Source organism: Cupriavidus necator (genome assembly GCF_016127575.1).
GTDB lineage: Bacteria > Pseudomonadota > Gammaproteobacteria > Burkholderiales > Burkholderiaceae > Cupriavidus > Cupriavidus necator_D.
Window position 1 is genome coordinate 2,656,521 of record NZ_CP066019.1, and the last position, 20,627, is coordinate 2,677,147.

The 20,627-nt window shown below is 68.9% G+C and carries 19 protein-coding genes; 2 read left to right on the forward strand and 17 right to left on the reverse strand.

The genetic code is table 11. The annotated features are described in order from the left end of the window. Nucleotides 1-26 precede the first annotated feature (26 nt). The 17 genes from tssK to tssB all read right to left on the reverse strand — a co-directional run bounded on the left by tssK (nucleotide 27) and on the right by tssB (nucleotide 18,400). A complete protein-coding gene (gene tssK / locus I6H87_RS30930; RefSeq protein WP_010810720.1) occupies nucleotides 27-1,355 on the reverse strand; it encodes a type VI secretion system baseplate subunit TssK in 1,329 nt (442 codons plus the stop codon). Nucleotides 1,356-1,400: 45 nt separating this feature from the next. Further along, a complete protein-coding gene (locus tag I6H87_RS30935; RefSeq protein WP_011617857.1) occupies nucleotides 1,401-1,904 on the reverse strand; it encodes a hypothetical protein in 504 nt (167 codons plus the stop codon). Between the two features lie 29 nt (nucleotides 1,905-1,933). Next, a complete protein-coding gene (locus tag I6H87_RS30940) occupies nucleotides 1,934-3,388 on the reverse strand; it encodes a dicarboxylate/amino acid:cation symporter (protein ID WP_010810722.1) in 1,455 nt (484 codons plus the stop codon). Further along, nucleotides 3,385-4,086 carry a cysteate racemase gene (cuyB, locus tag I6H87_RS30945; RefSeq protein WP_010810723.1) on the reverse strand — a complete coding sequence of 234 codons (702 nt, stop codon included), beginning with the start codon at nucleotides 4,084-4,086 and terminating at the stop codon, nucleotides 3,385-3,387. Before cuyB ends, I6H87_RS30940 begins: the two co-directional genes overlap by 4 nt. Nucleotides 4,087-4,118: 32 nt before the next feature. Continuing rightward, nucleotides 4,119-5,399, reverse strand: a complete 1,281-nt coding sequence (locus I6H87_RS30950) for a dicarboxylate/amino acid:cation symporter (RefSeq protein ID WP_371258367.1) — start codon at nucleotides 5,397-5,399, stop codon at nucleotides 4,119-4,121. 50 nt (nucleotides 5,400-5,449) lie between these two features. Continuing rightward, nucleotides 5,450-6,421: a substrate-binding periplasmic protein gene (locus I6H87_RS30955; RefSeq protein ID WP_010810725.1), complete on the reverse strand. Its 972-nt coding sequence runs from the start codon at nucleotides 6,419-6,421 to the stop codon at nucleotides 5,450-5,452. Between the two features lie 20 nt (nucleotides 6,422-6,441). Beyond that, complete coding sequence (locus tag I6H87_RS30960; protein ID WP_011617860.1) at nucleotides 6,442-6,702, reverse strand: hypothetical protein; 261 nt, start codon at nucleotides 6,700-6,702, stop codon at nucleotides 6,442-6,444. 17 nt (nucleotides 6,703-6,719) lie between these two features. Beyond that, nucleotides 6,720-7,106 (reverse strand): DUF4280 domain-containing protein, encoded by a 387-nt coding sequence (locus tag I6H87_RS30965; protein ID WP_011617861.1) that lies wholly within the window; start codon nucleotides 7,104-7,106, stop codon nucleotides 6,720-6,722. 2 nt (nucleotides 7,107-7,108) lie between these two features. Continuing rightward, complete coding sequence (locus I6H87_RS30970; protein ID WP_011617862.1) at nucleotides 7,109-7,771, reverse strand: toxin-antitoxin system YwqK family antitoxin; 663 nt, start codon at nucleotides 7,769-7,771, stop codon at nucleotides 7,109-7,111. 58 nt (nucleotides 7,772-7,829) lie between these two features. After that, nucleotides 7,830-9,731 (reverse strand): type VI secretion system tip protein TssI/VgrG, encoded by a 1,902-nt coding sequence (gene tssI / locus I6H87_RS30975; RefSeq protein ID WP_011617863.1) that lies wholly within the window; start codon nucleotides 9,729-9,731, stop codon nucleotides 7,830-7,832. Between the two features lie 3 nt (nucleotides 9,732-9,734). Then, entirely contained in the window at nucleotides 9,735-12,455 is a 2,721-nt protein-coding gene (tssH, locus tag I6H87_RS30980; protein ID WP_011617864.1) for a type VI secretion system ATPase TssH, read from the reverse strand. Between the two features lie 11 nt (nucleotides 12,456-12,466). Continuing rightward, on the reverse strand, nucleotides 12,467-13,513 hold the full coding sequence (tssG, locus tag I6H87_RS30985) for a type VI secretion system baseplate subunit TssG (protein WP_010810731.1): 1,047 nt from the start codon (nucleotides 13,511-13,513) through the stop codon (nucleotides 12,467-12,469). Continuing rightward, nucleotides 13,468-15,243, reverse strand: a complete 1,776-nt coding sequence (gene tssF, locus I6H87_RS30990; RefSeq protein WP_011617865.1) for a type VI secretion system baseplate subunit TssF — start codon at nucleotides 15,241-15,243, stop codon at nucleotides 13,468-13,470. The genes tssG and tssF overlap by 46 nt, the downstream gene beginning before the upstream one ends. Beyond that, on the reverse strand, nucleotides 15,236-15,691 hold the full coding sequence (gene tssE / locus I6H87_RS30995) for a type VI secretion system baseplate subunit TssE (protein WP_011617866.1): 456 nt from the start codon (nucleotides 15,689-15,691) through the stop codon (nucleotides 15,236-15,238). The genes tssF and tssE overlap by 8 nt, the downstream gene beginning before the upstream one ends. A gap of 12 nt (nucleotides 15,692-15,703) precedes the next feature. Next, entirely contained in the window at nucleotides 15,704-16,228 is a 525-nt protein-coding gene (locus I6H87_RS31000; RefSeq protein ID WP_010810734.1) for an Hcp family type VI secretion system effector, read from the reverse strand. A 60-nt stretch (nucleotides 16,229-16,288) separates the two neighbouring features. Continuing rightward, a complete protein-coding gene (gene tssC / locus I6H87_RS31005) occupies nucleotides 16,289-17,800 on the reverse strand; it encodes a type VI secretion system contractile sheath large subunit (RefSeq protein WP_010810735.1) in 1,512 nt (503 codons plus the stop codon). 63 nt (nucleotides 17,801-17,863) lie between these two features. Beyond that, on the reverse strand, nucleotides 17,864-18,400 hold the full coding sequence (tssB, locus tag I6H87_RS31010) for a type VI secretion system contractile sheath small subunit (RefSeq protein WP_011617867.1): 537 nt from the start codon (nucleotides 18,398-18,400) through the stop codon (nucleotides 17,864-17,866). A gap of 844 nt (nucleotides 18,401-19,244) precedes the next feature. On the opposite strand from tssB, the gene I6H87_RS31015 reads away from it, so the two are divergent. After that, nucleotides 19,245-19,910 (forward strand): LuxR C-terminal-related transcriptional regulator, encoded by a 666-nt coding sequence (locus tag I6H87_RS31015; protein ID WP_231881469.1) that lies wholly within the window; start codon nucleotides 19,245-19,247, stop codon nucleotides 19,908-19,910. A 285-nt stretch (nucleotides 19,911-20,195) separates the two neighbouring features. After that, nucleotides 20,196-20,552, forward strand: coding sequence for a hypothetical protein (locus I6H87_RS31020; RefSeq protein WP_011617869.1), 357 nt, complete (start codon nucleotides 20,196-20,198; stop codon nucleotides 20,550-20,552). Nucleotides 20,553-20,627: the final 75 nt, after the last annotated feature.

The window sequence follows — 20,627 nt, forward strand, 5'->3', positions numbered from 1 at the left end:
AGTCTGTTTGCCTTGATAGTCTGCCGTCAGCCCTTGACGAACAGCAGCATTTCCTGCGGCCGCTGCACGCTGGCGCCTTCATTGGGATTGCCGATCACCATCGCCTCGTTGGCATGGACCAGCGCGGGATCGGCTTCGATCTCGAACAACAGGTAACCCGAGCCGGAACGCACCCCAAGGTCCTCGGCATGCTCGACCACACGGCGCACCGCGCCCAGCACGCGCCGCGTGCGCAGCGACGGGTAGACCGACTGCGAGCCCACCACAGCGCCCGACATCCAGGCCAGCAGGTCGCGCTCTGACTGCCCGCGCAGGCCCACCACCAGGCGCTCGCCGATCCAGTCCGGCTGCAGCACGATGTCGAACGCGCCGTGGCGGAACTCGAACTTGTGCTCGCGGTACTCTTCGCTGACCTCGGCCAGGGTCTCGCGCAGCGCGCGCAGCAGCGGCGTGAACACGGCCATGGGGTCGGCGTGTTCATAGTCGTCCGGCACCGGCGGCAGGCCGCCCGGCTTGAGCAGGCTGAGCGACCCCAGCACCGAGGCCAGCGCCAGGTAGAGTGCAAGCGGGTGCAGATGCGGCGTGCGCAACACCGCCTCCAGCAGCGGCAGCGCGGTCACCAGGCTGCGCAAGCGGTCCTTCAGTTCCAGCTGGGTCAGGCGGTCGTCCGCCCGGGATGACGGGATCGCGGTCTGCTTGGCCACGAACGCGGCCTTGCCGCGCAGCTGGGCCACCAGCGACGCCACCGCCGTCCACAGCGCGCTGCCGCGTGCCACCTCCAGCAACGGCGGCAGGCGGTCGCCGAGCCGCACGATCTCGTTGTCCTTGTAGACCGCGCCCAGGCACAGCGACACATGGAGCGGCGACGGCCTGGCGCCGGCATCGAGTGCCAGGCTTGGCAGCAGGCGCGGAATGTCGGCGGGCGGCGCTTCGGACACCTCATCCTCCACCGGGGCGCCCGCCACCGAGCGGAACCGCCGCACCTGCCCGTCCTTGCGGTTTGCGGCCGCCACCGGCAGGGTCAGGTAAAGCGCCAGCATGCCGCCGGCAAGCGCGTCGGCAAACGGCTCGAGCGCCAGCTCCAGCGGCGGCTGGCGGGCATCGTCGCGCGCGTAGGACACGGCAGTGCCGTCCGGCATGATGGCTTCGAGCTGCAGCACGCGCACCACGCCCGCCGGCAGCAGCCCGGCGTCGAACTCCAGCCGGCGCACGCCCCAGCCAAACGGTGCGGCCGCGAGTGTCTGCCACGCCACCAGCGAATCGAGCCGCCCGGCCAGCAGCTGGAGATGCTGGGGCGCCAGCAGCATGCCCTCATGCCATTCAACCCGATCGACCGGCAGCGCGCGCTCAGACATGGGGGGCTCCCGGGCCGTACGCGGCCGTGGCAGGAAAAACCAGGTTCATTTGGTCACAAGCACGGTAAAGGCGGCGCTGTCGAGCTGCACGGCAAGCGTGCCGTTGAATTGCTCGACGCGGGCGCGATGCGCGCCCGGCGCCTGGTAGTTGGCGAACACATAGGCCGCGGCGACGCGCGGCCCCTCCAGGTCTTCGGCCGGCACGTCCAGCCGCTGGCCGGGCACCAGTTCCCAGCTGCGATAACGCAGCCCGCTCGGATAGGTGCTGCCCAGGTCGCTGCGCCCGGCAAACCACTTGGCCGCGGGCAGGTCCGCCAGCCGGGCCTGCAGGGCCTCGTCGCTGACCAGCACCACGTCGACGGCCACCGGGCTGTTGCCGTTGGCATCCGCCGCCGCCGTCAGCGTGACTTGCTTCCATTTGACCTTGTCCCCCTTGAAGCCCAGCCATGAAGAGGCCGCGCAGCCCCCGAGCAGGCCAGCGAGCGCAGCCGCCGCCAGCAGCGTGCCGGCGCGGCGCAGGGATAAGAGATGCACGGGCGTCGTCATCATCAGACTCCTTCGTGGTTGCGGATGCGGCATCATTTCGCACCCACCCCGATGCCCATCAGCACGATCAGCAGACCGGCCAGCAGCGCGCAGGCGCTGGCCAGCGCCAGTTGCGCGCGCGTCAGCACCAGCCGCACCGCCGCGGCCTGTGCGGCGGGCAGCCGTGGGCCCGGCACGTGCGCGCGCCCATCCGCGCCCTCCATCCGCTGCGCCGCGACGCGTTCCATCGGCAGGCCCACCGACACCAGCGCAATCACCGCGCAGGTGCAGACCAGGCTCAAGGCATTGCGCGGCCCATCGCAGATCGGGTCGATCGCCAGCAGCAGCACTGCGGCTGCCTCAGCCGGCAACTGCAGCACCGACAGCGCAACGCCCGCATAGGCGATCGTTCCCAGGCCGCCCTGCCCCGCCGAGAGCCAGGCCGCGATGGTGGCGGCCATCGCGATCCATGCCACGTCGCCGGCGCCCACGGGGCGCCCGTACAGGTTGGCGACGAACACCGTGGCCAGCGCGAAGTACAGCGCCGAGCCCCCGCGCACGAACACCGCGCCCAGGGGCACCACCAGCTCCACCAGCCCGCGCGGAAAACCCAGCCGCGCGCTCATGGCCTCGATTGTGTGCGGGATCGGCGCGGTGGCGCTGCCTGAGGCCAGGCCGACCAGCATGGAGCCATTCAGCTCGGTCACCACCTGCGAGAACGGCAGCCGCGCGCAGGCGGCAATCGCGGCCGCGGCCACGCCGCTGAGCAGCAGGCAGAGCATCAGGAACGTGACCAGCACCCCGGCCATCGCGCCCATGGTGGCGCGGTCGGCATGCATCGACAGATGGGCCGCAAGCCCGAATGCCAGCACCGGGATCAGCAAGTTGGCGTGGGCGATGATCTGCTCGAAGGTGCGGTAGATCCCTTCGAACACATTGCTCAGCATGCCGGTCTGCTCGCGCGACAGCGCTGCGAAGGCAAGCCCGAACAGCAGCGCCCCGGTGAGCACGCCCAGCGTCTGGCCATGCGCCAGTGCGCGGTAGAAGTTGTCGGGAATGATGTTCCCGAGCGCGTGCGGCAGCTTGTCCGTATTGGCCTCTGCCTTGCCATGCAGGTCCACGCGCACCTCGCCGCCATCGGCCACGCCGCTGAGGATCAGCGCGCCAAGCTTTTCGCTGGCCTGTGCAGGGAGTTCCGCGCCCGGCGCGGTCAGCAGCCCCGCCAGCGCGCCGGCCAGCGCGCACACCCCCACCACCCCGGCAGCCGTGCCGAAGATGGCGCCGAAACGCGCCCCGGCGCGCGGCAGCGCCAGCACCTGGCGCAGGCCGAAGAAGGTGGCCACCACCAGCAGCGGCACCGCGGCCATGTTCACCACCGACAGGTAGAGCTGTCCGACCAGCCAGGCGAAGCGGCCCAGCGGCCCGGCCACGGTGCCGGCGAGCGCGCCCGCCACCAGGCACAAGAGCAGCCCGGGCACGCTGTGCGAGAGCCAGTTCAGGGCTTTCATGCGGCCTTGTTCCAGCCGCGCGCCAGCGCGAACGCCACCGTCGCCCGTGCCAGCTCGTTGGTGCTGTCGACCAGCATGAGCGGCGGCGCGGCCAGGCCGCGCGCCGCCACCGGGATTTCCGTGCAGCCCATGATCGCGGCGCCGACGCCGAGCGCCGCGATCCGCGCCAGCGCGCTGCCAAGCGCCTCGCCGGCCTGGTCCAGGGCGCCGGCCTTGACCGCCCGGATGCAGGCATCGACCTGCAGCTGCACCGGCTCCGGCGGCACCACCGCCGCGATCCCGCGCGCGTCGAGCGCTGCCTGGTAGATGCCGGAGGCCAGCGCACCGCGCGTGGCCAGGATGGCCACGCTGCCGGTATCGGCAGGCAAGGCCGCCACGCAGATCCGCGCGATATGCAGGATCGGCGCCGCGCTGTGCGCGCTCAGTTGCGCATACCAGTGGTGCGAGGTATTGCACGGGATCACCACCAGCCCCACCTGGTTGCGGTTGAGCAGCTCGATGCCGCGCAGCAGGTAGGGCAGCGGCAAGGCATCGCCAGCCAGGATCGAGCGCGAGCGGTCAGGAGTCTGCGGCAGGTGCGCCACCACCATCGGCAGGTGGTCCTGGTCACGCACGGCATCGGTAAGCCGAACCACGCGATCGAGAAAATCCACTGTCGCCAGCGGCCCCATGCCGCCCAGCACCCCGATCATGGTCATGCCAGTACTTCCGTTGTTCATATGAGCCGACCCTAAAGCTTCAGCGGCCGCGGGCAGATCACCGACACCGCCGCGGTATTGCCGACCACCAGGATCAGCGTGCGCAGCATGTCGCAGACCGGGTCGACGGCAAGGAAGAGAATGAATGCGGCCTCGAATGGCAGGCCAAGATAGGCACAGGTCATGCCGACCAGCGAAACGATCACCAGGCCCGTCATGCCGGCCGAAGCAAAGCCCGCCAGCACCGAGGCCAGCAGCACCGTGGCGATATCGACCAGGCCCAGCGGATGGCCGTACAGCTGCGCGATGAACAGCGTGGCGCAGACGTAATAGACCATCGGCCCCACGCGCAGCAGCGAGATCGCCAGCGGCACCAGCAGTTCCACGCGCACCCGGGCAAAGCCGAGCCGGTCGACCAGGCACTCGATCATGCTGGGCATGCAGGCCGCGCTGTTGCGCGTGGCCAGCGCCAGCGCAAATGGTGAGCGCAGCGCGTCCAGCGTGGCGCCCAGGCTCTGGCTGGAGCGCTTCCAGATGATCCCGACGGCCAGTGCCAGCAGCAGCACCGACGCGATAGAGAACGCCAGCACGAACTGCATCATCGCCTGCAGCGGCTCCAGTCCGGACTTGCCCAGCTGCGCCGCGCTCATGCAGAACAGGATCACGGGCAGCGGATAGCTGAGCCAGTGCATCAGCTTCTGGCAGGCGTGGTAGACCGTTTCCAGCGACAGGCTCAGCCCGATGGAAATGCGCTCGGGCACGCGCCCCACGGCCAGGCCGAACATCAGCGCGAACACCAGGGCCTTGAGGGCGTCGCCGTTGGCGAGCGCGGCAAAGATATTGGTCGGGATCAGGCTGGTCAGGACTTCGGACAGGCTCAGCGACTTCTCCTGGATATCCTCGCCGTAGAGGTTCATCACCGTATCGCTGGACGTGGCATCGCTGCCCACCATCGCGCCGAAGGTCTCCATGGTGGCGCTCGACAGGTTGCTGCCCGGGCGCATCACGATCAGCACCAGTGCCGACACCAGCGCCACCAACAGCGACGCGCCGACAAACACCGTCACCACGCGGATCATCAGCCGCGAGGCCCCACCATCGCGGAACAGCCGCTGCAGGCTGAAGATCACCGCCGACACCATGAACGGCAGCGTGGTCATCTTGAGCAGGTCCACGTAGACATCGCCCACCACGCCCAGGTGCCGGGCCAGCGCGGGCCAGAGCAGCCCGGTGGCGCCGCCCAGCGCCAGGCTGCCGATCACCACCCACGGATTGAGGGCAATGGCGTAGAGCTTGCCGGCATCCAGCTTCATGGACGCGGCGCGCTGTGCCTGGGCCGCGCCCGGCTTCATGGCGGGCGCGCTCATCGCGTGGCCGCCTGCAGCACGTCCGCCACCTCGAGCCGCTTGGGCCGCTCGGCGAGGAACTGGTTGACAAAGCCCAGCAGCGCCGGCGCCGACACGTTGACGGCGATGCCCAGCGTGTCCTCAAGATCCTGCAGCGTCACCACGCGCAGGCGCAGCGCAGCGGTCGGATCCGCCTTGAGCACGCGCTTGACCTCGAACTCGTCGCGGTACACCGCGGCGACGCGGCCGTCGTTCAGCGCCTTCAGGGCTTCATCCCAGGTTGGATAAGCCGTGACGTAGGCCTTGGGAAAATTGTTCACCACATACTCCGAGTACGACGAATTTCCGACCACGCCAATCGAGCTGTCATAGGCGCGGATCACCTCCGGCACCGGCCGGCCGCGTGCCATCTGAGCGAACTTGACGCGATTGAGCAGCAGCGCGCGGTTCAGCCGCAGGTAAGGTGTGCTGAAGCTGATGATCTGCATGCGCGGCAGCGTGCGCGACAGCTTGCTGATGGCCACGTCGGCCTGTCCCTGCGCCAGCAGCTTGACCACCCCGTCGAAGGTGGTGGCGTCGCGGTTGAAGCGCACCCGCACGTTGAGCTTGCGCGCAAGCTCGCGCGCGAGGTCGATATCGAGCCCGCTCAGCTCGCCGTTGCGCTCCTGGAAGAACGGGGGCTGGTCCACCTTCAGCACCGCGACCACCAGTTCGCCGCGGCTGGCGATGCGGGCGAACTCCGGCGCCATCAGGCGTCCGTCAGGCATCAACACCAGTCCGTTCGGTGTGGAGACTGGCGCAGGGGCGCCTTCCGGCAACCCGCCCTGCGCGGCAAACGATGCCGCCGGGTGGGCCGGTGCCGGCGTGTAGGTGGCCTGCGCATGGCCAGCGGCCGGCAGGGCAAGCGCGGCGCCCGCGAGGGCGCGCGCCAGCCAGCGCCACGCGCGTGTTGCCGCGCGGCGGGAATCAGGGACGGGAGTCAGCGACATGGCGTCAAACGGTTCATGTTTCAGGGAGTCGAGGGCGCGCCTGGAGCCGCGGCAAGGCCAACGGCAATGGCGGGCGCCTGGGTGGCGGCGGGCAGCGTGGCAGTGGCCGGGGCCGCGGGCGCCACGGCCATGGGTGCGGTGTCCGCACGCTGGAGTACGCCAGGCCGTCCCAGGCGGGCGCCGATCTCCACGCCCATCAGGAACAACAGCGCACACAGCAGCACCGCGCAGGTCACGGCGATTGTCACCATGCGCGAGCTCATCGAGAATACGTAGGTCATGCTTGCCTCGGCGGTCATCAGGGGGTCATCACGGTGGCCTGCGCCGGCGCGACGATCTGGATCACGCCGCCCCATGCGCACATCAGTTTCGAGCTGTCCTGCAGCGCCGGCGCGCCGCCGATCTGCACGGTCGGCGCGCCCGGCAGCCACGGCGCCGACGTCGCCGGCACGCAGGGCATCGGTGTCAGCACGCCCTGCGCCGCGGCGGTGGCCGCGGCCACCTGCGGGTTGCCCAGGCAGTTGCACATGCCGAAGGGCGGGATGTTCACCATCGGCAGGTGGTCCATCACGCTGGCCGCACCGGTGCCGGCCAGCACGCGGCCCAGCGGCAGCACGACCAGGCTGGACGGCGCCAGCCCGAAGCTGCACTGCATGGTCGCGCCCATGGTGACCTGCAAGGCCATGGCTAACCCCTCAGCCAGCGTTCGAGACGCTGTGCAAAGCCGGCGGGCACTGCCGCGCCCTCCTCGCCATCGGCGGGTGCGATCGCCTGCCAGTCGCCGCGGGGATTGCCGTCGGCGTAGCTGCGCACGGCGATGACCTCGCCTTCCGGGTCGAACCTGCGCGCCATGCCGTGCAGCAGGTCGTTGCGGTACGGCAGCGACTGCGCCAGCGTGCCGCCGGCGCCGTACTCACGGGTCTCGCCCTCGAGCCTGCCGGCGCGGTAGCGGCTGCGGCGCACCACCGCGCCCTCATGCGCATAGACGGCCTCGTCCTCGAGCCGGCCCTGCCGGTAGACGCAGCGCGCGGTCACCTCGCCGGACGGCGCGTAGCACACGCTCTCTCCCGCGAGCTGCCCGTCGGCGTACAGCTGGCGCGTCTCCAGCCGGCCGTTGCGGTAGGTGGCGCTGGTGCCGTGCAGGCGGCCGCCGGCATAATGCGCTTCGTATTCGAGGCTGCCATCGGCGGCATAGGCACGCAGCAGCCCCGCCAGTTCGCCATGTTCGTATTCGGCATCCAGGCGCAGCGAGCCATCCGGATGGAAGCACTCGAACCTGCCGTGGGGGCGCCCGCCGGCCAGCGGCACGCGCGACACCAGGCGGCCATCGCCGTCATAAGCTTCGGCCATGGCGGGTCCTGGATCGGGCGGCGTCGGGGCAGCTAAAGTCATGGCTCTGTTCCGCGGCTCAGTTCAGTTTCACCAGGGCGCCCTTGAGCTCGAGCATGCCGCCGCTTTCCACCGTCTGCGCGGCCGACGCCTTCTGCCGGACCATCATGGCTTCGTTGCTCAGGGTGGTACCGGCCTTGCTGCTCAACGTGGTGCCGGCCTCGCACTGCAGCGAGGTTCCCGCCTTGAACGCGATCGATCCACCGACCTCGATCACCAGGTTGCCGGCCACCGTGAGCTTGTAGTTGCCGCCAACGTCGTGCGCAAACGCCGCGCCGCTGGTGTGGGTCTCGTCGCCGTCCGCCTTGACCTGGCGCGTGCCGCTCACCTTGTGTGTTTCATTGCCGGACCGCACTTCGAGCGCAAGGTCGCCGGCCTTGACCAGGTGCGATTCGCCGCCCGCCTCCACCATGGTGGACAAGGTGTCTGCCACCGAAACCGTCATGGCGCGCTGGGCGCGCAGGAACAGCTCCTCGGCACCAGCCTTGTCTTCCATGCGCAGCTCATTGCCGGCCGACCCGCCCTTCGATGCGCGCGAACGGATCACGCTCTGCGTCTGCATGGCGGGCAGCGGCACCGGTACGCCGGACTGGCCGTTGTAGACGCTGCCGGTCACCAGCGGCCGGTCCGGGTCGCCATCGACATAGCTGACCACCACCTCCTGCCCCATGCGCGGCAGGAACAGGTGGCCCCAGCCGGCGCCGGCCCAGGCCTGCGCCACGCGGACCCAGCATGAGCTGTCCTGGTTGGCGCCGGGCGCACGGTCCCAGTGGAACTTCAGCTTGATACGGCCATGCGCATCGGTCCAGATCTCTTCGCCCTGGGACCCGGCCACGGTCGCGGTGTGCGTGCCGGCGACCAGCGGCCGCGGCGTGCTGAGCGGCGCGCGGAATGGCACCGACAGCGGCAACACCGACACGGTATTGCCATAGGCATCACCGCTCCAGGCATGCTCCACCGCGCGCACCACGTAGGCGATATCGAGCGCGGGATCGACGTGGCCGTGCAGCGTGAAGCGGATGCCCGCGGCCAGGTGGTGGCACGCGCTCTCGCCCATGCCCGTCTGCGCCTGGGCCTGCTGCGCGCCGGCCCGGATCGCGGCCTTGCGGCTGGCGTCGGCGGCATCCTTGTGCCGGCCGGGAAACACGTACTGCTGCGCCACCGGCGCCGCGCCGGCCTGGGCGGTGCCCTGCGAGGTCCGGGCCTGCAGGTAGTCGTAGTCGGCCAGAACCTGCGTCGCGGCGCCAAGCTGGCGCGCCATGCCGAAGGCGAGCATCCGTGCCGCGCCGGCCTGCGGGCGCTCCATGTCGTGCATCGCCAGGTCGGCGCAGTGCGCGCCGGGCGGGTGGGCCGACGGGCTGTCGGCCAGCACCATGGTGTGCGCGCCGTCCGCGAACGTGAAGAAGTAGAAGATGCCTTCCTCCTCCATCAGCCGCGAGATGAAGTCGAACGGGCTTTCGTCGTACTGCACACAGTACTCGCGCATCGGGTAGCGCGTTTCCGTGATGCGGGCCTCGAACGCCACGTCGAAGGACTGCAGCACGCGGCGGATGATCTGCGGCGCGGACAGGTTCTGGTAGATGGCGCGGTCGCGCCCGAGGGTCAGCAGCCACAGCCGCGGCGCCAGTTCCGCGGTGTAGAAGCCATGGTTGTGGTCGGCGCCGGCGTGGGCAAAGCGCGTGACGATGCCGTTCAGGTAGCGGGGCGCGCCGCCCGGGTGCTGCAGCGTGACGGTGAGGCGCTGGCCCACGATGCGGCCCGCGTCGAGCGCCTTGTCCGCCGAGCGCATGCGCAGGCTGAAGCGGAACAGCTCGGACAGCGCCTCGCGCCCGGCAAAGCCGTCGAGCAGCAGCACGTCGCCGCCAAACGGCGTGGCCAGGGTCGCGAAGCTGCCGGCCTGGGTGGCCTGTGTCGGGATCATGCGTCAGCACCCCGCTTGCGGCAGGAAGCGGAACGCCACCCCGCCGCCGGTGTCGAGCGAGAGATGCACGCCGCCGAACGGCTCCGAGATCGACAGCTGCTCCAGCACGCGCCGCGCCAGTTCCGGCAGCACCGACTGGGTCAGGATATGGTCGACATTGCGCGCGCCGCTGTCGACCTCGGTGCAGCGCTGCGTGATCGCCTGCGCCAGCGCCTCGTCCCAGCTCAGGCGCGCGTTGTGGTTGCGCGCAAAGCGCTGCGCCAGCCGCGCCAGCTTGAGGTCGACGATATTGCGGATCTGCGCATCGCCCAGGTGGTAGTACGGCACCAGCACCAGGCGCGCCAGGAACGCCGGGCTGAACTGCCTGAGCAGCGCCGGGCGCAGCTTCTCGACCAGTTCCTGCGGCGGCGGGCGCCGGCCGCCGCGCGAGGCCTCGGTGATCACGTCCTGCGCCGCGTTCGAGGTCAGCAGGATCACCGTGTTGCGGAAATCGATCGGCACGCCTTCGCCGTCTTCCATCACGCCCTTGTCGAAGACCTGGAAGAACAGCTCCAGCACGTCGGGATGCGCCTTCTCCATCTCGTCGAGCAGCACCACGCTGTACGGGCGGCGGCGCACCGCCTCGGTCAGCACGCCACCCCGGCCGTAACCGACATAGCCCGGCGGCGCGCCCTTCAGGCCCGACACGCTGTGGGCCTCCTGGAACTCCGACATGTTGACCGTGATCATGTTGCGTTCGCCGCCGTAGAGCAGGTCGGCCAGCGCATGCGCGGTCTCGGTCTTGCCGACGCCGCTCGGGCCGACCAGCAGGAACACGCCGACCGGCTTGCCCGGGTCATCGAGATCGGCGCGGAACGTGCGGATGCGGCGCGCGATCGCGTCGAGGGCCTCGTCCTGGCCCACCACGCGCTCGCCGAGCTTGTCCTGGAGGTACAGCACCGTGTGCAGTTCGTCGGCCAGCATGCGGCCGACCGGGACACCGGTCCATCCCGAAATGACCTCGGCCACTGCGGCCGAGTCCACGCATACCGGCACCATCGGCTCATCGTTCTGCACCGCCTCCAGGCCTTTTTCCAGGCGCGCGAGACTGGCGCCAAGCGACTCCGCGCTGTCGGCGTTGTCGTCGTCCTCATGCCTCGCCACACCGTCGGCACCGGCCTCGGCCTGGCTCTCCTTCTCGAGGAACGCCGCGATCCGGCGGCGCCAGGCCAGGATTTCCTCGACGGCCAGCTTCTCGGTGGCGAGCTTGTCGCTGAGCCGCGCGTGCTGCGCCCGGGCTTCGTCGCGCTGGCGCGTGACGGCAGCGATTTCGTCGGCGCGCCCGGTGCCGGTGGCCGCCTCATGGCGCAGGATGCGCAGCTGGTTCTCGGCGCTTTCGATCGAGCGCCCAAGCGCTTCGATCGCCTCGGGCACGCCGCTCTGCGCGGCCGCCACGCGGGCGCAGGCGGTGTCGAGCACGCTGATGGCCTTGTCGGGCAACTGCCGGCCCGAGACATAGCGGTGCGAAAGCTTGACCGCGTCGCGCACGGCGTCGTCGAGGATCTCCACGCCGTGGTGCGCTTCAAGCTTGCGCACCATGCCGCGCAGCATGTCCACGGCCGCGGCCTCGGCCGGCTCGTCCACCTTGACGATCTGGAAGCGGCGCGCGAGCGCTGGGTCGCGCTCGATGTACTTCTTGTACTCGGCCCAGGTGGTCGCGGCAATGGTGCGCAACTCGCCGCGCGCCAGCGCGGGCTTGAGCAGGTTGGCGGCATCGCCCTGCCCTTCGCTGCCGCCGGCGCCAATCAGCTGGTGCGCTTCGTCGATAAACAGGATCACCGGCACCGGCGAGGCCGCCACCTCGGCGATCACGGACTTGAGCCGGTTCTCGAACTCGCCCTTGACGCCGGCGCCGGCCTGCAGCAACGCCAGGTCCAGCGAGCGCACCGACACTTGGCGCAGCGCCGGCGGCACGTCGCCGGAGACGATGCGCTGGGCAAAGCCTTCGACCACCGCGGTCTTGCCCACGCCGGCCTCGCCGGTCAGGATCGGGTTGTTCTGGCGGCGGCGCAGCAGCACATCGATCAGTTGCCGGATTTCACTGTCGCGCCCGCGCACCGGATCGATCGCTCCGGCTCGCGCCAGCGCCGTCAGGTCGACAGTGAACTGCTCCAGCGCCGATGCCTGCCCGCTGCCGGGTCCGCGCTGCGGCATGCCGAACGCTGGCGTGGCCGCCGCTGCCGGGATTGCATCGGTTCCGGGCCCGCCGCCAACGGCGGATGCCCCCAGCAGCGCGGGCAGGGCCTCGCGCAGCGCCGCACGCGGAATCCGCAGCAGCGCCGGCGCCGATTCCAGCAGCATGCCGCGCAGGCTTTCCACCTCCAGCAGTGCCAGCAGCAGCGTGCCGGCGCGCACTTGCTGCTCGCCGAGCAGCATCGAACTGAGCAGCCAGGCCTCCTGGAACAGCGGCGAGAAGTTAGGCGACAGCGCCGGCGTGCGGCCGTTGCCGCGCTTGAAGCCGTCGATCGCCTTCTGCAGCTGCGACACCACCTGCGCGGGCGCCAGGTCGAAGTGCGCGAGGATCGCCTGCAGGTCCGTGGCGCCGCCTTCCAGCAATTGCAGCAGCAGGTGCTCGACGTCGACGCTGTAGTGCGTCTGCCGGACGCAAAGCTGGGCGGCCTGCTCCATCGCGTGCCGGCACTCGGGATTGAGGCGGCTGAGCAGCGTGCGGATATCGATGTCCATGTTTGTGCCGGTCAGGATGCGTGCGCTCGCAACGCCAGTTGCACCGGCGCGGGCCGTGCCTGGGCGCCGCCGGCCAGCCAGGCGGTCCAGCCCAGGCGCGCACCGAGCCCCAGCCCCGCGGGCTGGCGCGTGCCGAGATGGAGCGCGAGCCGCACATCGAGCGGTTGCGGCACATAGGCGCGCACCAGCGCCGCGACCAGCGCGTGGTCGCGCCCGCCGGGCAGCAAGGCCCGCAGGCGCTCGGCTCCGGGCACCTGCACATCAAGCCGGATGCCGGCGGCCTGGTCCCAGGTGCGCCGCCCCAGCACCGCACCGCCGCCGAGCGTGATACCCCCGGCTGCACCGCGTCCGCCGAGCCGCACGGCATCGCTGGCTTCAACCGGCAGCCAGCCGCCGAGACACTGCGTCCCGCTCACGCCCAGGCCGAGACGGTCCCCCAGCATGGCCAGCAACCCCGCCATCGAACGCGGCGCCGCGCCCAGCAGCCCGGCATGGCGCAGCCACGGCGCCGCGCCGGCGGGTGCATTGGCGGTTGAGGGCCCACGCTGCAAGCCGAGGTTGCTGAGCGCATCCAGGCACGCCGCCAGCGTGCCGCCGGTCGGGCGCTGGCCGCCCAGTGCGGGCGAGTGCTTGCGCCGGCCGCGATACAGGAAGGACAGGAAGCGGTGATTGAAGCTGTCGAGCAGGTCGCCCATCGCGGGGTCGCGCGCGGCGCGGCGTTCGAGCAGCATCTCGGTGTATGCGAGCGGCAGCGGCCCGCCTGCCCCCGCCAGCGACATCACGGGCGTCGTCAGCGTGAACGGGCGCCCGCCCCGGCCAGCGCCTTCAGCGGACGCGTGCACCGCGCCGATGTCGCGCGGCTGGAAGGCCAGCGAGACCAGTCCGCGCAGGCGCACCGCCTCCCCGGCGCCATTGCCGCGGCCGACCGGCTGAGCCCCCGGCACCGCGCGTTCGATCAGGCTGATGGCCTGGAACAGGTCGAAGCCGGCCGGGTTGGACGCCAGGCGGTCGATCAAAGCAGCTGCTGGCTGCCCGTCATCGCGGGCCATTGCTTCCATATCTCGTCTCCGCGGCGCACGACCAGCCGCACGAAGGAATTGACTGAGGCATACAGCGCAAGGAAGCGCGCCAGCACCGCTCCCAGCAGCAGCGGCGAGCCGCCGACAAAGGCATCGGGATCGAACTCGATCGAGACCTCGGTGCCACGGCAGTAGCCGCGCCAGGCCTCGGTGCCCACGTGCGCGGCCGCGCCGCGCGCGCGCACGCTGCGGATGCCCCGCACCTGGTCCTGCTGGCGGTGGCCGTCGCCCGCGAACAGCCGCAGCATCTGCTGCACCTCATGGCGCCCGGTGCCACCGCCGGCCAGGGTGCCGTGGTGCAGCGTCAGCAGCGAGATCAGCGGCCACAAGGTCTCGCTGCCCATGGGCGGATTGCGCTGCACGGTCGGCTCATAGAGGCAGCGCACCTGCGCGTACTGCGACACATCCTCCAGCACCATGCGCGCACCCACCGGCACCTGCTCCGCGAGCCGGCGATTGGTGCACAGCACGTTGGCGTACGCCACGGGTGCCGCCGGCAGGCGCTGCACGTTGCCCGCATCGATGAAGCTGAGATACATGTCGGTGCCGGACAGGTTGGCCCGCAAGGTCGGCTCGCGGCGCGCGTGCCAGAACAGCTCGCCTTCGGCCGGGTCGTCGGTGGCCGCCGCGAACGGCGGCACCGCCAGCGAGCGGTCGCTGGCCGGATCCGACAGCACCACCGACCGGATCGAATGGATCTCGGTCATCGCCTCGCGGCGCTGGTCTGCCACCAGCCGGTACTCATAGTGCCGGTGGTCGATCATGATGGGCTCGCTGGTCTGCGAGAACAGGTTGATCGCCGGCACGCAGCCAAGCCGGAACATGCCGGCATGCAGCCGGCCCAGCCCGGGTGCGCTGCGCTGCAGGCGCAGCACCACGTCGCAGCTGCGGCCCTTGCCGAGCCGGCCGGCGGGCAGGTCCAGGTCGAAGAAGTGAAACTTGCGCGCGAAGGCGAAATACTCCTGCATCAGCCCGTAGGCCGGCTGCGCATGCGGCGGCTGCGGCAGCACGTTCTCGCCGGGGCCGTAGCCGGCCTCGCGCCACGCGCTGGCGGGCAGCCACGCCGGCGGGCCATCTGGCGGCTCGACGCTGACGCCGGCCACGCTGGTGACCAGCAGTTCATACAACGGCACGGTCACCATCCAGTCGCCGTGCAGATGGATGCGCAGCGTTCCCAGTTCGAGCTCGGAGAAATCGACGCCGTCGGCGCATTCAAGCGTCAGCCGCAGGCCGTTGTCATCGGTCATGCGCGCGTGCGTGACCGCCAGCGGCCACAGCGTCGTGTCCCACGCCGTGCGAAAGCGGCACATCTCGCCGCCCTCGGTGCATGCATGCAGGCCGGTGTGGCGCGGCACGGCGTAGCCGGCGGTCACCTTGCCCTGGGCCGCGTCGAGATCGAACTGCACCACCGTCATCGACGGCACCGGCTGCACCAGCGACGGGCACACGTTCTCCAGCAGCGCCGCGGCAACTTGCGGGAACACCTGGTCCAGGTCGCGATGCACGCGCGCCGCCAGATAGGCGGTGGCTTCGATCAGGCGCTCGGTATGCGGGTCGAGCGATTCGGTGCCATGCAGCGCAATGCGCGCGGCCACGTTGGGATAGCGCTCGGCAAACGCGGCGCCTTCCGTGCGCAGGTAGGCAAGCTCGCGCTTGTAGTACGGCAGGATGCCGCCGTCGCCGGCACCGTCTGCGATGCCCTCAGCCATGATCGCCCCAGCGCGGGTCAGCGGCCTGGCCTGCCGCGGCGAGCTCGAACGCCACGCGCACCGGCGCGGCGCCCAGCGGCAACTCGCCGTCGATCACCAGGACCGGGCGCGGGGTGTCGCGCTCGGCAAAGCGTACGCGCGCCTGGCGCAGGCGCGGCTCGAACATCGCGATCGCATGCGCAACCAGCGCCGCAATCGCGTCGCAGTCCGGCACCGACTGGAACGAGCGGAAGGAGAAGTCCGGCACACCGTAGTCGAGCACGGTCCCGTCCGACTCCAGGAACTGCGCCGCCGTCAGCCGCGAGCGCGTATTGAGCAGCCGGGCAAGCTCGCGCGCCACCGACTGGCGCAGTGGCTCGCCCTGGAGCAACTGCGCCGAGGGGGCGTTCGCACCCGCCGACAGCCGCTCGAACAGCGGCATCGGCGACCCGGTGACGATGACGGACATGTGCAGCCCCGCTTACGCCGCCTTCTTCTGCGGCTCCGGCGGCGCGGACACTGCGCAGGCCATGTTCTCCACCAGGTCCCAGCCGAACGCCGCCGTGCCTTCCTTCTGCGCGTCGCCCTTCTGTTGCGTGAAGAACGCGGTGATGCGGGTGAAGTCGAGCGTGAACGTGTCGGAGGAATCGCCCATGCCGCCAGCGGTCTGGATGGACTCGACGATCGCGTCGCTCAGCGTGTAGGTCATCTCCGAGCGGAACGCACCGTCTTCGGTTCGTCCGATCTCGAGTTTCACATCGCCGAGCGACTTGCCGGCGGCGCACGCGGCGTACAGGCCGGGCGTGGCCTGGTCGGTCTTCTTTGACATCGTCATGCTCTGGAACTGCGCCTTGCCCGAGGTGCGCTTCGAGTTGGCCGGGTCATTGGTCACGGCCATCGCCACGCCGTGCGAGAACGAATAGATCTGGATGCGCTCGGCGGCACGGCCAGTCTGCTGCTTGTTGCTGCCCTTGATCTCGGGGATGTCGAGAATGATGGTGTCCATGGTGTCTGTGCTCTCTCAGTTCCGTTATGTCCGGGGATGCCGGGATGCGAGTCTGCCGGTCTACGCTGCCGCTGCCGGCAGGTCTGCAACCAGGCGGATCGATGCGGTCAGTTCTTCCATCTGGAAGTGCGGCTTCAGGAAACACGTGGCACGGTAGGCGCCGGGCTTGCCCGGCACCTCGGTCACGTCGACGCGCGCGGCGCTCAGCGGAAAGCGCGACTTGGCCTCCGGCGTCGCGGAGGGATTGAGCAGCACGTAGTCGGCGATCCAGTTGTTCAGGTAGCGCTCCACGTCCCCGCGCGTCTGGAAGCTGCCCACCTTGTCGCGCATGATCACCTTCAGGTAGTGCGCAAAGCGCGAAGCCGCCAGCACATACGGCAGCCGGGCAGACAACTGCGCGTTGGCGTTGGCCTGGTCCTTGTTGTAGACCTTGGGCTTGTTTGCCGTCTGGCTGCCAAAGAAGGTGGCGCTGTTCGAGCCCTTGGCATTGACGATGGCGATGAAGCCCAGGTCGTTGAGCTCCTTCTCGCGGCGGTCGGTGATGGTGACCTCGGTCGGGCACTTGAGCGCGACGTCGCCTTCATCCGTCTTGTAGGTATGCGCAACCAGGCCGTCGACCTTGCCGCCGCCTTCAACGCCGCGGATGGCGGTCGACCAGTTGTACTTGGCATGCGCGTCGGTGATGCGCAGGCCCAGCTGGTAGGCCGAGTTGGCCCACAGGTACTTGCTGTGGTCGGTGCCGTCGACGTCTTCTTCGAAATTGAAGCTCTCGACCGGATTGGTTCTGGCGCCGTAAGGCAGGCGCGCCGCGTAGGACGGCAGCACCAGCGACACATAGCGCGAATCCTCGGTTTCGCGGAAGCCGCGCCACTGCGCCAGCTCCGCGCTCTCGAAGATCTTGGCCAGGTCGCGCGTCACGCCCAGCTCGGTGAAAGCGCGCAGGTCGAACAGGCTCGGCGCCGCGCTGGTGATGAACGGTGCATGGGCGGCGGCTGCCACCTTCGATATCCGCTCAAGCAGCGCCACGTCCTGCGGATGGCGGCCGAAGCTGTAGTCGCCGATCAGCAGCGTGTAGGGATGGCCGCCGAAGGTGCCGTACTCTTCTTCGTAGATCTTCTTGAACAGCACGCTCATGTCGTGGTCGACTGCGGTTTCAAGATCCTTCAGCAGCTCGGCCTTGGTCACGTTGAGCAGGCGCAGCTTCAGGCTGGTGCCGGTCTCGGTGCCGTAGACCATGTCGTGCAGGCCGGTCCACGCGCCTTCCAGCGCCTGGAACGCGGGGTCGTGCATGATCGCGTTGAGCTGGTCGCTCAGCAGGCGGTCGATCTCGGCCACGCGCTCGTTGATGGTTGCCACCAGGCTCTTGTCCGGGCTGGTGCGCATGCCCTCGTCAAGGATCTGCGAGGCCAGCTGGCCGATCAGCTTCCTGGCATAGCCGCTCTGCGACGGCTCCACCGCCATATTGCCTTCCTGCACGATACGGTCGAGCAGCGTCAGTTCACGCTCGGCTGCGGCCGTGGTGCTCCCCTTTGATTCGGCGCTCGCGTTGTCCGCTGCGGAGTTCTTTGCCATCTGGTTCACCCTTTGTGAATTCGTTGCGTCCTGCGGGCCTCGATGCCCGCGCCCGCCGCCGCGTCATGCCGGCGTGGCGTCTCCGGTTTCCGGCTGTGCCGCCGCGGCGCCGGAGTCGGCTTCGCTGCGCACCAGCTTGAGCTCATCGGCGTTGTTGACGATGCGCTCGAGCAGCACGTCGAGTTCGTCGTTGCCATCGAGCTTGCCGAGCAGGTCGCGCAGTTGCTGGCGTGCTTCCAGCAGCTTGGCCAGGCGCGGCACCTGTGCCACCAGGCTTTCGGGATGGAAGTCGCTGAACTTGTCGAAGCGCAGTTCGACCTTGAGATTGGTGTCGCCCTTCATGGTGTCGGGCACGGACAACTCCAGGCGCGGCGCGATCTTGCCCATGATCCCGTCGAAGTTGTCGCGGTCGATCTCGATGAAGCGCCGTTCCTTGAGCTTGGGCGGCGGCACTGCCGGTTGCCCGGACAGGTCCGCCAGCAGGCCGACCACCATGGGCAGCTCGCGCTTCTCGACCGCGTCACCGACCTCTACGTCATATGAAATCTGGACCCGAGGCGGGCGATTTCGCCCTACCCACTTCTGCAGACTATTGGACATGGAACTCTCCGGAAGGACTCGAATGTGTCCGGTCAAATCATCGGTTTCGCACGGCAGCCCGTGCTGAAGGCAAAACCAGTCCCCCGGGCCGGCGCAACCGGTCCGAAAAAGGTCGAAGCGCATCGCGCCGCAGGGCCGGCATGGCGGCTGCGGAAGACGGATGCCCTCGCTGGCAAACCCACTTTTTGTTACCCGTTCCTACCTGGCGCAGTGCGCAGGCAGCAGGCTGCACGCGCTCGACCCCGCTGGTGGCTCCGCGCCAGCCGGCTCGCGCATGGCGTGCTGCGGCACGACGAAGGCACCTTGTCTTTGCGCGCCGTTCCATCGTTGACCCTTGCTGTGTTTCTAGTTGCGGCGCGCAAATTCAAGCGGAATTTAAGGTGACGGTGAGGTCGGGCACAATCCCTGAGAATTGGTATTTTGATCAGCAGGGCTACCGCCCGAGGTTGCGCCGCGCGGTATCGCAAACCTGCCTGGCTGGCCCCCAGCCTCATTCGGGGGAGATGGCTTGCCCCAACGCGGCAGCAGCCTCTGCCTGATTTCAGGTATAGGAAAAACCGCCTGATTGGGCTTTACTTCTACCCAAGGCCCAGCTGCATGCCATGTAATACCGTGGCATGCGCCGCTACCAAGGGTCAAACCAGAACGAGAAAGGGGTCAGCCATGTCAATCGCATACGACAGTTGCCGTATTGCATCACTGCGGGTCCGATGGTGAAATCAGCGCCGCTGATCATCTGAACTGCACCCGACCGGGCATGCAGCTCGCATCCCTGGTCGCACCAGCCCCCATGCCTTTCTCCATGCCAACGAACGCGACGCTCTCCGATAGCCGCCGAAACGTCATGCGTGGCCAACTGCTGCTGGTCGGGCACGAGAGCCCGATGCTGACGCGCCTTTGCGGGATCCTCACCGTGCTCGACTACGCGGCCGGCGCGCTCTCGTTCGCGGGCACCATCGCGCAGGCCTGCGCGCTGGTGGATCAGGGTCCGTTCGACATGGCGCTGGTCGACACCAGCCTGCCCGATGGCAGTGGCATCGAGCTGATCCGGTGCCTGCGCGAGCGTGCCCCGGATCTGCCCATCGTCGTGATTGCATCACCGGGCACGGACACGGAAATCGTCGGCGCGCTGATCGCCGGCGCCACCGGCTACCTGCTCAAGGAGCGCGACGACATCGAGCTGACGGTGTGCCTGCGGGGCGCGCTGCGCGGTGGCACGCCGATCGATCCGTCCATTGCCAAGCGGCTACTCACGACATTGGTACCCAAGGCCGCACCCGCCGAGACCAGGCTTTCACCGACGGGAAGCGTAAAGCCGCTGCTCAGCGCACGCGAGACCGAGATCCTCGTCTTCATCAACAAGGGGTCGACCAACCGCGAGATCGCCGACGCACTGTCACTGTCGCGGCTGACCATCGAGTCGCACGTCAAGAACATCTATAAGAAGCTGGCGGTCAAGACGCGCACGCAGGCTATCTTTGAAGCGCGTGCGTACGGCGTGCTGAACTGAGGCGCTAGCCCATCCCTGAGTTGGCGGCGCCGAAGCGGAGCGCCGTTCCTCGCTGCGCATGCTCGTGCCAACGGCATCTGGTTCGATCGCGCCATGCTATGACACATAATCTTGAATGTGCGCCAGCTAATGGCACAAATTGGATATTTGTGCCATGGCATGAGAAAATGACCACGGGGCCGTTTCCCTGGACAGGACAAGAGATCCGGCCTCGAATCTCACGAGGGTGCACATGAGCCGACAGTTGCGGTTATCAGCGCCGAGAACGCTGCGTTCTTCGAAGAGATGCGACGCAGCCTGGGCGCGTTCGAGGATAACTTCGAGACCTACCTCGAGGAATGCGTATGCTTCTCCGTGCGCTACCTCGACCGGCACAACGGTGGCTTCCACCACACCTATCTGGCGAAGGGCGCAACGTCGGAAGTCTTCACCTACATCCTCGAGAACATCGCGCCGATGTGGCGCGACTTGCTGGCAGAGCCGTATCAGCGCTATGCCGAGTGCCACGGCCCCTCCGTCGCTTCCCTGGACAGCGTCATCGCCCTGATCAGTCGGATCGGGCTTGCGTACTGCCTCGTCCCCACTGATGAGCGCGCGATTCGGGAGCAGTTGGCGATCCTCCGGCCAAACCATCGGCGATGACGGAAAGCGTCCGACGCCGCCGCGGCGGGCCCGGGGTGTTTCGTCGTTAGACGCGTCATCCGGCCTCGCACGCCG

Excerpts from the sequence above, each read along its gene's own strand:
- tssH (WP_011617864.1), bottom strand. The coding sequence starts at position 12,455 with ATGGACATCGATATCCGCACGCTGCTCAGCCGCCTCAATCCCGAGTGC.
- tssC (WP_010810735.1), bottom strand. The coding sequence starts at position 17,800 with ATGGCAAAGAACTCCGCAGCGGACAACGCGAGCGCCGAATCAAAGGGG.
- tssK (WP_010810720.1), bottom strand. The coding sequence starts at position 1,355 with ATGTCTGAGCGCGCGCTGCCGGTCGATCGGGTTGAATGGCATGAGGGC.
- I6H87_RS30955 (WP_010810725.1), bottom strand. The coding sequence starts at position 6,421 with ATGTCGCTGACTCCCGTCCCTGATTCCCGCCGCGCGGCAACACGCGCG.
- I6H87_RS30935 (WP_011617857.1), bottom strand. The coding sequence starts at position 1,904 with ATGATGACGACGCCCGTGCATCTCTTATCCCTGCGCCGCGCCGGCACG.
- I6H87_RS30965 (WP_011617861.1), bottom strand. The coding sequence starts at position 7,106 with ATGGCCTTGCAGGTCACCATGGGCGCGACCATGCAGTGCAGCTTCGGG.
- I6H87_RS30950 (WP_371258367.1), bottom strand. The coding sequence starts at position 5,399 with ATGAAGCTGGATGCCGGCAAGCTCTACGCCATTGCCCTCAATCCGTGG.
- tssE (WP_011617866.1), bottom strand. The coding sequence starts at position 15,691 with ATGTCCGTCATCGTCACCGGGTCGCCGATGCCGCTGTTCGAGCGGCTG.
- cuyB (WP_010810723.1), bottom strand. The coding sequence starts at position 4,086 with ATGACCATGATCGGGGTGCTGGGCGGCATGGGGCCGCTGGCGACAGTG.
- I6H87_RS30970 (WP_011617862.1), bottom strand. The coding sequence starts at position 7,771 with ATGGCCGAAGCTTATGACGGCGATGGCCGCCTGGTGTCGCGCGTGCCG.
- I6H87_RS30960 (WP_011617860.1), bottom strand. The coding sequence starts at position 6,702 with ATGACCTACGTATTCTCGATGAGCTCGCGCATGGTGACAATCGCCGTG.
- I6H87_RS31020 (WP_011617869.1), top strand. The coding sequence starts at position 20,196 with ATGCGACGCAGCCTGGGCGCGTTCGAGGATAACTTCGAGACCTACCTC.
- I6H87_RS31000 (WP_010810734.1), bottom strand. The coding sequence starts at position 16,228 with ATGGACACCATCATTCTCGACATCCCCGAGATCAAGGGCAGCAACAAG.
- tssG (WP_010810731.1), bottom strand. The coding sequence starts at position 13,513 with ATGGAAGCAATGGCCCGCGATGACGGGCAGCCAGCAGCTGCTTTGATC.
- tssB (WP_011617867.1), bottom strand. The coding sequence starts at position 18,400 with ATGTCCAATAGTCTGCAGAAGTGGGTAGGGCGAAATCGCCCGCCTCGG.
- I6H87_RS31015 (WP_231881469.1), top strand. The coding sequence starts at position 19,245 with ATGCGTGGCCAACTGCTGCTGGTCGGGCACGAGAGCCCGATGCTGACG.
- tssI (WP_011617863.1), bottom strand. The coding sequence starts at position 9,731 with ATGATCCCGACACAGGCCACCCAGGCCGGCAGCTTCGCGACCCTGGCC.
- I6H87_RS30940 (WP_010810722.1), bottom strand. The coding sequence starts at position 3,388 with ATGAAAGCCCTGAACTGGCTCTCGCACAGCGTGCCCGGGCTGCTCTTG.
- tssF (WP_011617865.1), bottom strand. The coding sequence starts at position 15,243 with ATGGCTGAGGGCATCGCAGACGGTGCCGGCGACGGCGGCATCCTGCCG.